The 14,078-nt window shown below is 70.8% G+C and carries 17 protein-coding genes; all 17 read left to right on the forward strand.

Annotated elements, in window-relative coordinates; genetic code table 11:
• Nucleotides 1-33 precede the first annotated feature (33 nt).
• The 17 genes from ASG62_RS18830 (at nt 34) to ASG62_RS18910 (ending at nt 14,062) form a co-directional block, all read left to right on the forward strand.
• On the forward strand, nt 34-1,290 hold the full coding sequence (locus ASG62_RS18830) for a DNA-packaging protein (protein ID WP_056697390.1): 1,257 nt from the start codon (nt 34-36) through the stop codon (nt 1,288-1,290).
• 28 nt (nt 1,291-1,318) lie between these two features.
• Nucleotides 1,319-2,533 (forward strand): phage portal protein, encoded by a 1,215-nt coding sequence (locus ASG62_RS18835; RefSeq protein WP_056697392.1) that lies wholly within the window; start codon nt 1,319-1,321, stop codon nt 2,531-2,533.
• Nucleotides 2,534-2,571: 38 nt separating this feature from the next.
• Complete coding sequence (locus ASG62_RS18840) at nt 2,572-2,898, forward strand: DUF6107 family protein (RefSeq protein ID WP_056697137.1); 327 nt, start codon at nt 2,572-2,574, stop codon at nt 2,896-2,898.
• Nucleotides 2,895-3,443: an HK97 family phage prohead protease gene (locus tag ASG62_RS18845; RefSeq protein WP_056697138.1), complete on the forward strand. Its 549-nt coding sequence runs from the start codon at nt 2,895-2,897 to the stop codon at nt 3,441-3,443. Before ASG62_RS18840 ends, ASG62_RS18845 begins: the two co-directional genes overlap by 4 nt.
• A 46-nt stretch (nt 3,444-3,489) precedes the next feature.
• Nucleotides 3,490-4,743: a phage major capsid protein gene (locus tag ASG62_RS18850; RefSeq protein ID WP_056697140.1), complete on the forward strand. Its 1,254-nt coding sequence runs from the start codon at nt 3,490-3,492 to the stop codon at nt 4,741-4,743.
• Nucleotides 4,744-4,829: 86 nt separating this feature from the next.
• Nucleotides 4,830-5,390 carry a head-tail connector protein gene (locus ASG62_RS18855; protein ID WP_056697143.1) on the forward strand — a complete coding sequence of 187 codons (561 nt, stop codon included), beginning with the start codon at nt 4,830-4,832 and terminating at the stop codon, nt 5,388-5,390.
• Nucleotides 5,390-5,722 (forward strand): phage head closure protein, encoded by a 333-nt coding sequence (locus ASG62_RS18860; RefSeq protein WP_056697145.1) that lies wholly within the window; start codon nt 5,390-5,392, stop codon nt 5,720-5,722. The genes ASG62_RS18855 and ASG62_RS18860 overlap by 1 nt, the downstream gene beginning before the upstream one ends.
• Nucleotides 5,719-5,913 carry a hypothetical protein gene (locus ASG62_RS18865; RefSeq protein WP_056697147.1) on the forward strand — a complete coding sequence of 65 codons (195 nt, stop codon included), beginning with the start codon at nt 5,719-5,721 and terminating at the stop codon, nt 5,911-5,913. The genes ASG62_RS18860 and ASG62_RS18865 overlap by 4 nt, the downstream gene beginning before the upstream one ends.
• Before the next feature lie 109 nt (nt 5,914-6,022).
• Nucleotides 6,023-6,433 carry a DUF3168 domain-containing protein gene (locus ASG62_RS18870; RefSeq protein WP_056697149.1) on the forward strand — a complete coding sequence of 137 codons (411 nt, stop codon included), beginning with the start codon at nt 6,023-6,025 and terminating at the stop codon, nt 6,431-6,433.
• Between the two features lie 153 nt (nt 6,434-6,586).
• Complete coding sequence (locus tag ASG62_RS18875; protein ID WP_056697150.1) at nt 6,587-7,000, forward strand: phage major tail protein, TP901-1 family; 414 nt, start codon at nt 6,587-6,589, stop codon at nt 6,998-7,000.
• 2 nt (nt 7,001-7,002) lie between these two features.
• Entirely contained in the window at nt 7,003-7,350 is a 348-nt protein-coding gene (locus ASG62_RS18880; RefSeq protein WP_056697152.1) for a gene transfer agent family protein, read from the forward strand.
• The gene (locus tag ASG62_RS18885) at nt 7,347-7,580 is read left to right on the forward strand and encodes a rcc01693 family protein (RefSeq protein WP_056697154.1); all 234 of its coding nucleotides are present in this window, start codon (nt 7,347-7,349) and stop codon (nt 7,578-7,580) included. The genes ASG62_RS18880 and ASG62_RS18885 overlap by 4 nt, the downstream gene beginning before the upstream one ends.
• A 2-nt stretch (nt 7,581-7,582) precedes the next feature.
• Complete coding sequence (locus ASG62_RS18890) at nt 7,583-8,170, forward strand: phage tail tape measure protein (RefSeq protein WP_156382249.1); 588 nt, start codon at nt 7,583-7,585, stop codon at nt 8,168-8,170.
• 44 nt (nt 8,171-8,214) lie between these two features.
• On the forward strand, nt 8,215-8,850 hold the full coding sequence (locus tag ASG62_RS18895; protein ID WP_200944744.1) for a DUF2460 domain-containing protein: 636 nt from the start codon (nt 8,215-8,217) through the stop codon (nt 8,848-8,850).
• On the forward strand, nt 8,847-9,737 hold the full coding sequence (locus ASG62_RS18900) for a DUF2163 domain-containing protein (protein ID WP_056697156.1): 891 nt from the start codon (nt 8,847-8,849) through the stop codon (nt 9,735-9,737). Before ASG62_RS18895 ends, ASG62_RS18900 begins: the two co-directional genes overlap by 4 nt.
• A complete protein-coding gene (locus tag ASG62_RS18905; protein WP_056697158.1) occupies nt 9,734-10,165 on the forward strand; it encodes an NlpC/P60 family protein in 432 nt (143 codons plus the stop codon). Before ASG62_RS18900 ends, ASG62_RS18905 begins: the two co-directional genes overlap by 4 nt.
• Before the next feature lie 3 nt (nt 10,166-10,168).
• Nucleotides 10,169-14,062 (forward strand): glycoside hydrolase/phage tail family protein, encoded by a 3,894-nt coding sequence (locus tag ASG62_RS18910; protein WP_056697160.1) that lies wholly within the window; start codon nt 10,169-10,171, stop codon nt 14,060-14,062.
• The last annotated feature ends 16 nt before the right edge of the window (nt 14,063-14,078 follow it).

Raw genomic sequence — 14,078 nt, forward strand, 5'->3', positions numbered from 1 at the left:
GAGGCGGCCTATTGGAACGCTGCGGCCGACGAGATGGCGGGCATGCCGAGTGCGGCTCTGGCGCGGGCCATGCCGCCCTGGGCGGAGGTCGCGCGGGCCGAGCAGCTGCCGCCAGGCGGCGACTGGCGGCAATGGCTGATGATCGGCGGGCGAGGATCGGGCAAGACGCGGGCCGGGGCCGAGTGGATCGGCGCGATGGCAATGGGAACGGCGCCGCTGGCGGCCAAGGCGCATGGACGGATCGCGCTGGTGGCGGAGACCTTGGGCGACGCGCGCGAGGTGATGGTGGAGGGCGAAAGCGGCCTTCGGGCGATCTCGCTGCCGCCGCGCCCCATCTTCGAGGCCTCGCGCCGCCGGCTGGTTTTTCCGAACGGGGCGATCGCGCAGATCTTCTCGTCGGAGGACCCGGATTCGCTGAGAGGCTACCAGTTCGACGCCGCCTGGGGCGACGAACTCGCCAAGTGGCGCCATGCCGAGGCCTGTTTCGACAATCTTCAGCTTGCCCTGCGCCTGGGGGACCGGCCGCGCGTGCTGCTGACGACGACGCCGCGGCCGATCCCGATTCTGAAGCGTCTCTTGAAAGAAGGCTCGACGGCCGTGACGCATATGCGCACGGCAGAGAATGCGGAGAACCTGGCGGGCGGGTTCCTTGCCGCGATGGAGGCGCGCTACGGCGGCTCCAGGCTCGGCCGGCAGGAGCTCGACGGCGAGATGATCGAAGCGCGGACCGACGCGCTCTTCGATCGGGCGGCGATTGACCGGCAAAGGGTGCGGGCGGCGCCGGCGATGCGGCGCATCGTGGTGGCGGTCGATCCGCCGGCGACGGCGACGAAGCGCTCGGACGCCTGCGGGATCGTGGCGGCGGGGGTCGCCGAGGACGGGCAGATCTACATCCTCTCCGACGGAAGCCTGGAGGCGGCCAAGCCCGCCGACTGGGCGCGGGCGGCCGTGCGGCTCTTCGAGCGGCTGGAGGCGGACCGGATCGTCGCCGAGGTGAACCAGGGTGGCGACATGGTCGAGGCGGTGATCAGGACGATTTCGCCGACCGTGCCGATCCGCTCGGTGCGCGCGACGCGAGGCAAGTGGACGCGGGCCGAGCCCGTGGCCGCGCTCTACGAGCAGGGGCGCGTGCGCCATGCCGGGAGCTTTCCGGCGCTCGAAGACGAAATGGCCGATTTCGGGCCGGACGGGCTTTCGAACGGGCGGTCCCCGGACCGGCTGGACGCGATGGTCTGGGCGGTGACGGCGCTTTCCACGGCGCAGGCCGAACCGCGGGTGCGCGGACTCTAACGCCGACAGAGACAGAATGGAGACGACCATGGGACTGCGATCCTTCATCGCGGCGCTGACGGCGCGCGCGGGTTCGCCGGAGGCGCCGGTCTCGCGCGCCGGCATCGGGGAGGCGAAGGCGGCGGGCGGGGGGACGCTCTTTCTGACCGGAGCCTTCGGGGACGGAGAGGGCGGGGCGGAGCCGGGCTATGCGGCGCTGGCGCGGGCCGGCTTCATGCGCAATCCCGTCGTGCATCGCGCCGTCCGGCTGATCGCGGAGACGACGGCCGCCGTGCCGCTGCTCCTCTACGAGGGCACGAGCGAGGTGACGGCGCATCCGATGCTGGATCTCCTGCGGCGGCCGAACGGGCAGGAGGACGGCACGACGCTGATCGAGACGCTCGCGGGCCATCTGATGCTGGCCGGGGACGCCTATCTGGAGGCGATCGGGATCGACGGGCGGCCGAGGGCGCTGCATGCGCTGCGGCCGGACCGGATGCGGGTGGTGGAAGGGCGCGACGGCTGGCCGGAAGGCTACGAGTACCGTGTCGGCTCCCATGTGCGGCGGCTGAAGACGGGGGCTTCCGACGAGGGGTCGGGCGCCCTGCTGCATCTCAAGCTCTTTCACCCGCTGGACGACCGTCACGGGTTCGCGCCGCTCGGGGCCGCGGAGGCCGCGCTCGGCCTGCACAATGCCGCGGCGCGCTGGAACACGGCGCTTCTCCAGAATTCGGCGAGGCCCTCCGGCGCGCTGGTCTACCAGCCGGGGGACGGGGCGAACCTCTCGCCCGATCAGTTCGACCGGCTGAAGGCGGAGCTGGAAAGCGGATATACGGGCGCGGCGCGGGCGGGGCGGCCGATGCTGTTGGAGGGCGGGCTCGACTGGAAGGCGATGGGGCTTTCCCCCCGCGACATGGACTTCATCGAGGCGAAGAACCAGGCGGCGCGCGAGATCGCGCTCGCCTTCGGCGTGCCGCCCATGCTGCTCGGCATTCCGGGCGATGCGACCTATGCCAACTATGCCGAGGCGAACCGGGCGCTCTACCGGCTGACCGTCCTGCCCTTGGCGGGGCGGATCGCGGCGGCGCTTGGGCTCTGGCTCGGCAGCCATTTCGAGACGCCGGCCCTGTCGCTTCGGCCCGATCCCGACCGGGTGGAAGGCCTCAGCCTGGAGCGCGAGGCGCTGTGGTCGCGCGTCGGCGCCGCAGGCTTTCTCAGCGAGGACGAGAAGCGCGAGGCGGTCGGCTACGGGCCGCGCGGCTGAGTTCTCCCGAACCGACAATCGAACATGGAGGTCATGCGATGAGTGCCGAACCCTTGTCGGGTGCCGCCCTTTGGACGGCGAAGCTTGTGGGCGCGGGAGCGGGGTCGGCGATTTCCGTGGCCTATCTCCTGCCGGCCGGACGCCGGGATGCAGCGGCGCGGTTTCTGATCGGGGTCGTCACCGGCATCGTCTTCGGCGCCCCGGCCGGGCTCGCGCTGGCGCAGCATCTGGGCATTGAGGATGCGATCTCGGCGCAGGAGCTGGTTCTGATGGGCTCGGCGGCGGCAAGCCTTTCGGCTTGGTGGGCGCTCGGCGTTCTCTCGCGCTTCGCCGGAACGCTCTTTCGCGACGGAGGCCGGCCTTGATCGTCGGCGGGGCCGAGCGGGCGGTTGCGGGTGTCGAAGGGCGGATCGCGGGCTATGCGAGCCTTTTCGGGGCGATCGACCTGTCCGGCGACAGGGTTCTGCCCGGCGCCTTTCTCGCCTCCCTGCGCCGCCGGGGAACCGCCGGCATCCGCATGCTCTGGCAGCACGACCCGGCGCGGCCGATCGGGGTCTGGACGAAGCTGACGGAGACGGCGACCGGGCTTTTCGCGGAAGGACGGCTGGCGCTGGACACGGCGGGCGGGCGGGAGGCCTTCGAGCTGATCCGCGCCGGCGCAGTGGACGGGCTGTCCATCGGCTTTCGCACCAAGACCGCCCGGCGAGGCTCCGCCGGCGCCAAGCGCCTTCTGGAGGAGATCGACCTCTGGGAAATCTCGGTCGTGACCTTTCCGATGCAGGAAAGCGCGCGCCTTTCCGAAACGCGCGGCGGCATGGCGGCGGTTGCGGCCGGCGCCGCGCTGGCCGCCCGCATCGAGGCGGCGGCCCGCTGGCTGGCCGCGCCCTCGCGGGCCTCCATCGCGACCTGAGCGCCTTAGCGCGCCTTCAAATCTTCCGTTCAACCAAGGAGAGACCATGTCCGGTATCAACCTGAACGCCCCCGAGACCAAGGCCGAGACCCGCGAGGTGGGGACGGCGTTCGACGAGCTGATGCGCACCTTCGCGGGGTTTCGCGAGAACAACGACGTGCGCCTCGACGAGATCGAGCGGCGCATGAGCGCCGACGTTCTGACCGAGGAGAAGGTGGAGCGCATCGACAAGGCGCTCGGCGACCAGCAGAAGAAGCTGGAGGCGCTGATGCTGAAGGACATGCGCCCGCCGCTGGAGGGCACGGGCGGGCGCGGGCGCGGTGCCGAGCCGAGCGAGCACCGACAGGCCTTCGAGACCTATGTGCGCGGCGGCGACGAGCGGGGCCTCCGGCGCATCGAGGAAAAGGCGATGTCGACCCTGACCGGGGCGGATGGCGGCTTCGTGGTGCCGGCCGAGACGGAGCGCGAGATCGGCCGCCGGCTGTCGCGCATCTCGCCGATCCGCTCCATCGCCTCGGTGCGCACGGTCTCCGCCATGGTGCTCAAGAAGCCGTTCTCGCTGGCCGGCGCGCAGGCCGGCTGGGTGGGCGAGGCGGATGCGCGGCCGCAGACGACGAGCCCGACGCTGGCCGAGCTGTCGTTTCCGACCATGGAACTCTACGCCATGCCGGCCGCGACGAACGCGCTGCTCGACGACGCGGCGGTCGATATCGACCAGTGGATCGGCGAAGAGGTCGAGCAGGCCTTCGCCGCCCAGGAGGGCGCAGCCTTCGTGACCGGCGACGGCGTGAACAAGCCGAAGGGTTTCATGACCGCCGCGACGGTGGCCGAGAGTGCCTGGAGCTGGGGCAAGGTCGGCACGATCTCGACCGGGGCGAGCGGCGCGTTTGCCGCCAGCGGCGGTTCGGACGCGCTGATCGACCTCATCTACTCGGTGAAGTCCGGCTATCGCCAGAATGCCAGCTTCGTCATGAACCGGCGCACCCAGAGCACCATCCGCAAGATGAAGGACGCGGACGGCAACTACCTCTGGCAGGCGCCTTCCGCGGCGGGGGCGCGGGCGACGCTGATGGGCTTTCCGCTGGTCGAGGCCGAGGAGATGCCCGACATCGCGCCGGCCGCGAAGGCGATCGCCTTCGGCGATTTCGCCCGCTTCTACCTGATCGTCGACCGGCAGGGCGTGCGCGTGCTGCGCGATCCCTATTCCGCGAAACCCTACGTGCTCTTCTATACGACCAAGCGCGTCGGCGGCGGCATCCAGGACTTCGACGCGGCGAAGTACCTGACCTTCGCGGCCTGACAGCCGAGGGCGGTTCCAGACGTTCCTTCCACGGGGCCGGTCGGTGAGACCGGCCCTTTTTCGTTTCCAGACCTTGGAGTGCCCTCATGACCCTGATCGATCTCGGCCCGCCCGCGTCCGAACCCGTGACGCTGGCGGACCTCAAGACCTGGTGCCGGATCGAGCGGGACGACGAGGACGCGCTGGTCGTCTCGCTCGGCAAGGCGGCGCGCGAGACGGTGGAGGCGCTGACGCGCACGATCCTGTCGAGGCGGGGCTTCCGGCTGGTCGTGGACGAGGCGCCCGCCGATGGCTGGATCGAGGTGCCGCGCGTGCCCGTTCGCAGCGTCGGCGCGGTGACGGCCTACGATGCGGCGGGCACGCCGCATGCCTTCGGCGCATCGCATGCGGTGATCGAGCGGGCGCTCGGGATCGAGGCGGTGCGGGTGTCGCCGGACGTCGTGGCCGCTGCTGCGAACGGGCTGGAGATCGAGTTCGAGGCAGGCTTCGACGCGGGCGCAGCGCCGGAGGGACTGAAGCTCGCGCTGCGCCGGATCGTTTCGGCCAGCTACGAGGTGCGGGCGGCGCTGCCGGCTTCGCAGCAGCCGGCCATCGTGCCGCAGGCGGCCGAGGTGCTGCTGGCGCCCTATCGCCGGGTTCGGCTCTGATGGCGCTGATCTTTCTCGACCCCGGCCTGCTTCGTCGGCGGGTGCGGCTGGAGGCGGCGGTCGCCGTGCCCGACGGAAGCGGGGGCATCCGGCAGAGCTTCGGCGAGGTGGCCGAACTCTCCGCCCATGTCGAGCCGGTCTCGGCCGAGGTGCAGGAGCGGTTCGCCGCCCGCGAAGGGCGTGTGACCCATCGCGTGATCTGCCGGTTTCGCCCGGACGTGGTGCGCGGCATGGCCTTCGTTTTCCAGGGACGGCGGCTCGCCATCCGCACGGTGCACGACCCCGACGAGAGCGAGCGGTTTCTCGTCTGTCGCTGCGAGGAGGAGGCGTGAGGTTCTCGGTGCGCATCACGGCGCCGCTCGACGCACTGGTCCGGCGCATGCGCGCCTCGCCTCAGGCGGGACGGCGTGGCGAGGGCGATCGCGGGCCGACGGTCGGGCTGCCGTCGACGTCGAGCCTTCGTGATCCCGCCGAAATGGCTGTGCTCACGCGGTTCGACGAGCCGCTTCGGGACGGGACATGAAATTTCCGTCACCCGGTTTACGGACGCTTCGAGTCACGGCAGATTGTGTCTTGTCATCTTGCGTGAAGCCGCGTTCCCAGTGTGACGAGAGCCTCGAAAGGACGACGCCATGGCGCATCCGAGCGCTGAACTTCAGACATCGATCTACCAGACGCTGACCGCCGATGCCGGGCTGCTGGCGCTGCTGGGCGGGCCGAAGATCTTCGACCACATCCCCGAGCGCGCGGCCTATCCCTACCTGACGCTCGGCCGAACGACGGTGGTGGACTGGTCGACGGGCACCGAGGACGGCTCCGAGCACCTTCTGACGCTCCATGTCTGGGCGAAGGGCGGGGGCAAGCAGGCGACCTACCAGATCATGGACCAGGTCTCGAACCGGCTGCACGATCAGCATCTTTCGCTGGACAAGCACCGGCTGGTGAACCTGCAGCTCCAGTTCGCGGAGGCGCGGCTGGAGCCGGAGTCGACGACCTATCACGGCATCATGCGGTTTCGCGCCGTGACGGAGCCTGTGGCCTGATCGGCTGACGCCGCCCCGACGAGGGTGGACACGGATCAGGTTTAGGCCGGGGCTTCCGCTGCCGGTTTGGGCCGGCTGTCCGCAAACAACCGAAACTTCATCGAGGCGGTCCGTTCGGGCCGCCTTTTTTCGTGTCCGAACGAGGAGAGACGAATGGCGGCGCAAAAGGGCAAGGACCTACTCCTGAAGGTCGATCCCGCCGGCGGCACGGCCTATGCGACGGTGGCGGGGCTGCGGACGCGGCGGATCGCCTTAAATGCCGAGACCGTGGACGTGACGGATGCGGCGAGCGCCGGGCGCTGGCGCGAGCTGCTCGGCGGGGCCGGCGTGCAGAGGGCAGCGCTGTCCGGCTCCGGCATCTTCAAGGACGCCGCGTCGGACGCCACGCTCCGCCAGCTCTTTTTCGACGGGAAGGTCGCGACCTATCAGGCGGCGATCCCGGATTTCGGGACGGTGAGCGGGCCGTTCCAGATCACTGCGCTCGAATATGCCGGCGAGCACAATGGCGAGGTGACGTTCGAGGTGACGCTGGAATCGGCCGGCGCGCTCGCTTTCGCGGTGGTTTGAGCGTGGCGGTGAACCGGCGGCGCGGCGAGGTCGGCGCGATCATCGACGGGCGCGAGCGCGTGCTCTGCCTGACACTCGGCGCGCTCGCGGAACTCGAGGACGCCTTCGCGGCGGAGGATGTCTCGGCGCTGCTCCGGCGCTTCGGGGCAGGGCGGCTCGGGGCCCGCGATCTCACCCGCATTCTCGGCGCCGGCCTTCGCGGCGCGGGCGAGACGGTGACGGATGCGGACGTGTCCGCGATGCGGATCGACGGCGGAGCGGCCGGGGCGGCGACTGTCGCCGCCGAGCTGCTGGCGGCGGCCTTCGGCGAGAGCGCAGGGGCGGGCGGAGATGCCGCGTCAAACCCTTGAGCGCCGCGCCGGGGCCGGTGCCCGATCCCGGCGCGGCGGGGTTTCCCTTCGACGAGGCGATGACGGCGGGCTTCGCCCTCATCGGCCTTTCCTCGGCGGAGTTCTGGGCGATGACGCCGCGCGAGTTCGCGCGGGCCCTGGCGCCGTTCGCCTCGCGCTGTTGCGAGCCGATGGGGCGGGCCGATCTTGCCGCGCTGATGGCGCGGTTTCCCGATGACGAGGCGAGGTGACGATGGCGGCCGACGAGACGTTCAAGGTGGCGGTCGAGGCCGATACGAGCGGTTTCGAGACCGCGCTCGACGATCTGTCCACCAAAGCGAGAGCCTTCGGAGCGACGTTCAACGAGGCGCTGAAATCGGCGGCCGGTGGCGGGCGCTCGCTGGAGGGGGTGATGCGCCAGCTCGGGCAGCGCATCTCCTCGATCGCGCTGAACGCGGCGCTGAAGCCGCTGGAGACGGCGATCGGGGGGCTGTTCGGCCAAGTTCTCTCGGGCCTTGAAGGCTTGGCCGGAGGGACGGCGAGCGGCGCGGCGACGGTGACGCCGTTTGCCAAGGGCGGCGTCGTGGCGGCGCCCAGCTATTTTCCGAACGGACGGCAGATCGGCCTGATGGGCGAGGCGGGGGCGGAGGCGATCCTGCCGCTGAAGCGCGGGGCCGACGGAACGCTCGGCGTCGCGGCTCCGGGCGGCGGGGGCGGGCGCGGCGGGCAGACAATCGTCTTCAACGTGACGACGAGCGACGCGGGAAGCTTCCGGCGCTCGGAGGCGCAGGTGCAGGCGATGCTGGCAAGAGCCGCCGGGCGCGGCCAGCGCGGGCTCTGAGGAAAGACCGGCGCCGCCAGCGCGCTCTTTAAAAAGGACCACTCATGATCATCGCAGCCTTCAGCGAGGAGCGGTTTCCGCTGCGCGTCGCCTTCGGCACGAGCGGCGGGCCGGAGCGGCGCACGGAGATCGTGCGGCTTTCCACCGGCTTCGAGACGCGCAACCAGCGGCATCGGCACTCCTTCCGTCGCTACGACGCCGGCTCGGGTGTGAAAAGCCTTTCGGACCTGGCCGGCGTGCTCGATTTCTTCGAGGCACGGCGCGGCAAGCTGGTGGGTTTTCGCTTTCACGATCCGCTGGACCACCGCTCGGCCGCCCCGGGAACCGCAGTCACGGCGTTCGACCAAGTGATCGGAACGGGGGATGGGGCACTGAAGGTCTTCGCTCTGGCGAAGGCCTACGGGGTGGGGGATCAGGCCTATGTCAGGCCGATCGAGAAGCCGGTGGCGGGAACGCTGAAGGTGGCGGTGAACGGGTCTCCGGTCTCGGCGGGCGTGACGCTCGATGCGGCGACGGGGCTGGTCCGCTTCACGCACGCGCCCGGCGCCGGGGAGGCGGTGACGGCGGGGTTCGAGTTCGACGTGCCCGTGCGCTTCGACATCGACCAGCTCGTCGTCAATCTCGCGGCCTTCGAGGCGGGGGACATTCCGTCCATTCCGCTGGTGGAGATCAGGCCATGAGAGAGGTTCCCCCCGCGCTCGCGACGCATCTGGCAAAGCAGGCGACGACCACGGCCCGATGCTGGCGCCTCACGCGCGGCGACGGTGTGGTGATGGGCTTCACCGACCACGACGCCGCGCTGAGCTTTGCCGGGACGCGCTTCGAGGCGGCGAGCGGTCTGATCGCCGGGGAGGCGGAGGCGATGCTCGGGCTCGGCGCGGGAACTCAGGAGATCGAGGGAGCGCTGTCTTCGGCGGCGATCGAGGAGGCCGATATCCTGGCCGGTCGATACGACGGCGCCAAGGTCGAGATCTTCATCGTCAACTGGCAGGCGCCGGACGAACATCTGCTGCTGGACGTCGCCGAGATCGGCGAGGTGAAGCGGGGCGGGCCGGCCTTTTCGGCGGAACTGCGCGGAATCGCGAGCCGGCTCGATCGACTGCGGGGACGGCTCTACCGCCGGCGCTGCGACGCGGTGCTGGGGGACGCGCGCTGCGGCGTCGATCTCGATGCGGCCGGGTGCTCGCTGGATGTCGTCTTCGTGCGGATGTCGGGGGGCGCGATCGTCGTGGCCGGCGCGACCTTCGGCTCGCCATCGCCCTTCGTCGGCGGGCATCTTCGCTGGACCAGCGGCGCGGCGGCTGGGCTCTCGGCTGAAATCCTGGGGCTGCATCCGGGCAGCGGCGGGGAGGCGCGGATCGAGACGATCGGCGCGGCCCGCTTCGCGCCAGAGGCCGGCGATCGGCTTCGGCTGCATGTCGGTTGCGACAAGAGCTTTGCGACCTGCCGCGAACGGTTCGGCAACGGGCTGAACTTCCAAGGATTTCCGCATCTGCCGGGAAGCGACGCGACGATGGGCGTCGCCAAGCGCGACGGGCTGCACGATGGCGGGCCGGTGGTGCCGTGAGCGACGTTCGGGATCGGGCTCTGACCCTCGCGGAGGCGTTTATCGGCACGCCCTATCGGCACCAGGGAAGCCGCAGGGGCGTCGGCTGCGACTGTCTCGGACTGGTGCGGGGCGTCTGGCGGGACCTCTACGGCGCAGAGCCGGAGGCCGTTTCCGCCTATACGCCGGATTGGGCGGAGCGGGCGGACGGGGAGCCGCTGCTCGAGGCCGCGCGCCGGCATTTTCACGAGATCGCGACCAGCGAGACCGCGCCCGGCGACCTTCTGGTCTTTCGCTGGCGGACGGGGGCCGCGGCGAAGCATTGCGGCCTTCTCGGGCGCGAGGGGCGTCTGATCCACGCCTACGAGGGTTCCGCCGTCGTCGCCTCGCCGCTCGGGCGTGCCTGGACCCGCCGGATCGCCGGCGCCTTTCGTTTTCCGGAGATGTAGGCCATGGCGACGATCCTTCTCCAGGCGGCGGGCGGTGTCGTCGGCGGTCTGCTCGGTGGGCCGTTCGGTGCCATGGCGGGCCGGGCGCTCGGGGCGCTGGGCGGTGCTGCCATCGACAGCCGCCTCTTCGGGCCGGGCACGAGGCGCGTGGAGGGGCCGCGCCTCGGCGCCTCGCGTCTTCTCGACGCGGACGAGGGCGGCGGCATCGCCCGGCTCTACGGGACGGCGCGGATCGCGGGGCAGGTCATCTGGGCGACGCGCTTCGAGGAGACGAGCCAGACCGAGCGCTCGGGCGGCAAGGGCGGAGGGAGCCAGCCAAAGACGGAGACGACGACCTACAGCTATTTCGGCAATGTCGCGATCGGGCTTTGCGAGGGGCCGATCGCGGGTATCCGGCGGGTGTGGGCCGACGGAGAGGAGCTCGATCTCTCGAACCTGACCTATCGCGTCCACCGCGGCGACGCCGCGCAGATGCCCGATCCGCTGATCGAAGCCAAGCAGGGCGCGGGTCTGGCGCCCGCCTATCGGGGCCTTGCCTATATCGTCTTCGAGCGTCTGGCACTGGAGAGCTTCGGCAACCGCATTCCGCAGATCGCCTGCGAGGTGATCCGGCCGGTGGGCGATCTCGAAGGCGAAATCCGAGCGATCACCATCATTCCCGGCGCGAGCGAGCACGGGCTCGATCCGCTGGCCGTGCGCGAGACGCTGCGGCCGGGCGAGGACCGGATCGTGAATCGGACGGTGCGCCATGCGCCGAGCGACTTCGAGGGCTCGCTCGACGAATTGCAGAGCCTCTGTCCCCGGCTGGAGCGGGCGGCGCTGGTCGTCGGCTGGTTCGGGACGGATCTTCGCGCGGGCTCTTGCGAGGTTCGGCCGGGCGTCGAGGCGGCGCAGCGCAACGAAAGCGAGACGTGGCGCGTCGGCGGGACGGCGCGCGCGGGCGGACATCGGATCAGCTGGTCCGGCGGCGGTCCGGCCTATGGCGGTACGCCGAGCGACCGGGGCGTGATCCGCGCCATCCGCGATCTGAAGGCGCGCGGCCTGAAGGTGACGCTCTATCCGTTTCTGCTGATGGACGTGCCGGCCGGAAACGCACTGCCGGACCCTTATGGCGGACCGGAACAGGCCGCCTATCCCTGGCGCGGACGCATGACGGTCGAGCGGGGATCGGATCGCACGGCCGGCGCGCGGACGGCGGTCGAGCGCTTCGTCGGGAAGGTGGCGGCGCGGGACTACGCCGTCGCGGGCGATACCATCACTTATCAGGGGCCGGCGGAGTGGAGCCTCAGGCGCATGGTGCTGCATCAGGCCCATCTGGCGCTGGCCGCGGGCGGGGTGGATGCCTTCGTCATCGCCTCGGAACTGCGCGGGCTGACGCGGCTTCGCGACGAGACGGGCGCCTTTCCCTTCGTGTCGGCGCTGATGGCGCTGGCGGCGGAGGTGAAGGCGCTCCTGCCCGATACGAAGATCACCTATGCGGCGGATTGGAGCGAGTATTTCGGCTATCGGCCGGCGGATGGATCGGGCGATCTCTTCTACAATCTCGATCCGCTCTGGGCCCATCCCGCGATCGACATGGTGGGGATCGACAACTATCTTCCGCTCTCCGACTGGCGGATCGAGGATGCGGGCGGGGCGAGCCCGGATGGCGCGGAGACGCCCCACGATCTCGGTGCTCTCGGCCGCGGAGTGGCCGGCGGCGAATATGCCGACTGGTTCTATGCCTCGGAGGCGGACCGGCAGGCGCGGCGGCGCACGCCCATCACCGACGGGGCAGCCGGCAAGCCCTGGGTCTTCCGGCCGAAGGATATCCTCGACTGGTGGCGCCATCCGCATGTGGAGCGGCGCGGCGGCGTCGAAACGGGCGGGGCGACGGCCTGGGTGCCCTCGGGCAAGCCGATCTGGTTCACCGAACTCGGCTGCCCCGCGATCGACAAGGGCGCGAACCAACCGAACGTCTTCCTCGATCCGAAATCCTCCGAGAGCCTCGCGCCGCATTTCTCGACCGGCACGCCCGACGACCTGATGCAGCGGCGGTTTCTCTCCGCGCATCTGCGTCACTGGGACCCGGCTCAGCCGGAATTCCAGGACGCAGGAAACCCGATCTCGCCGGTCTATGGCGGGCGGATGGTCGAGCCGTCGGGCGTGCATGTCTGGACCTGGGACACGCGGCCCTATCCGGCCTTTCCCGAGCGGGCCGACATCTGGAGCGACGGGGCCAACTGGCGGCGCGGCCACTGGCTGACCGGGCGGCTGGGGCGTGCGCCGGTGTCCGAGCTCATCCGCCGGCTTCTCGCCGAGCACGGGTTCACCGAGGTCGACACGTCGCGCGTGGATGCTCTGGTCGGCGGCTATCTCGTCTCGGGTCCCGGCTCGGCGCGGGCGGAGCTGGAGGAGCTGATGCGGCTCTGCGCGATTTCGGCGCATGCGAGCGGCGGGCGTCTCGTCTTCACCTCGCTCGACCGAGCCGCGATCTCGCGGCAACTCGACGTGCTGGCCGAGGAGACCGGGGACGGGTCGCTGATTGAACAGCGGCGGATGGAGGATAGCGAGACGGCCGAGGAGGTCGTCGTCGGCTACAGCGATCCGGCGCGAGCCTATCAATCGGCTGCGGCGGAGGCCCTGCGTTCGCGCGAGGCCCATCCCCGCAAGACGACGATCGAGCTGCCGGTCATCCTCGACGAGGGGGAGGCGCGGCGTTTCGCTTCGGCCGTCCTGGCGCGGGAGGCGGATGGGCGCGACACGATCCGCTTCTCGGCCTCGCCGACCGAGATCGGACTGGAGCCCGGCGACGTCGTCGGACTCGGCGCTGTGCCCGGCCGCTTCCTGATCACCCGCATCGAGGATGGCGAGACGCGGCGTATCGAGGCGCGGCGCATCGCGGACGCCGCTCGCGAGGCAAGCGACGAGCGAGGCGTTGCGCCGGCTCCGGTGCCGAAGGGGCCGGTGCCCGTGTCGCGGCCGGTCGCGGTGTTTCTCGACCTGCCGCTGCTGGGGGCCGCGACCCCGGCCGCCGCGCCGCGCCTTGCCGTTCACGCGCGGCCCTATGTGCCCGTGCGCGCCGAGGTCGCCGTGCCCGGCGGAGCGTTTCGGACGGCGGCTCTCGCCCTTGCGCCGGCGACGATGGGTGTGCTGGCGGGCGAACTGGCGCCCGGGCCGGAAGGCCTGATCGATCGCGGGCATCGGGTTCTCGTCGATCTCTTCAGAGGATCGCTGTCGAGCGTCACCGGTGAAGCGCTGCTGGCAGGGGAAAATCTTTGCGCGGTGCGCTGCCGAAACGGCGGCCTCGAAGTCCTGCAGTTTCAGGATGCCGAGGAGATCGCGCCGGGCCGCTTTCGTCTCGGCCGCCTCTTGCGGGCGCAGGGCGGAACGGAGGACGCGATGGCCAGCGGAGCGGAGCCGGGTGCGGACTTCGTGTTGCTCGACGGATCGACGACGGGGCTCGATCTCGCCGGCAACGAGTTCGGCCGCGAACTCGACTGGCGGATCGTGCCGGCGGGGCAGGCGCTCGACGATCCCGCCGTGGTCCGGCTGGGCGGGCTGACGCTCGGCGGCCGGGCGGCGCTGCCGCTATCCCCGGTTCACCTGACGGGTCGGTTCGAAGCGGATGGGGCGCTGTCCCTCGGCTTTGTCCGGCGCACCCGAACGGGCGGCGACGGATGGGAGGGGATCGACGTGCCGCTGGGCGAGGAGATCGAGCGCTATCGCATACGCTTGTCGATCGGCGGCGCGGCGCTGACGGTCGAGACCGCCGAGCCGAGGGCGAGGGTTTCGGCGGCCGATCAGCAGGCCGCCTTCGGCGGGCTGCCGGCGAGCATCTCGGTCGAGGCTTGTCAGTTCAGCCTGACGGCCGGAGCGGGTCTGGCGCGGCGGGCGCTGTTCCGGCGCCCGGCCTGATGCGCCCGGCCTTTGT

The organism is Aureimonas sp. Leaf427, from assembly GCF_001425485.1.
In the GTDB taxonomy this organism is placed as follows: Bacteria; Pseudomonadota; Alphaproteobacteria; order Rhizobiales; family Rhizobiaceae; genus Plantimonas.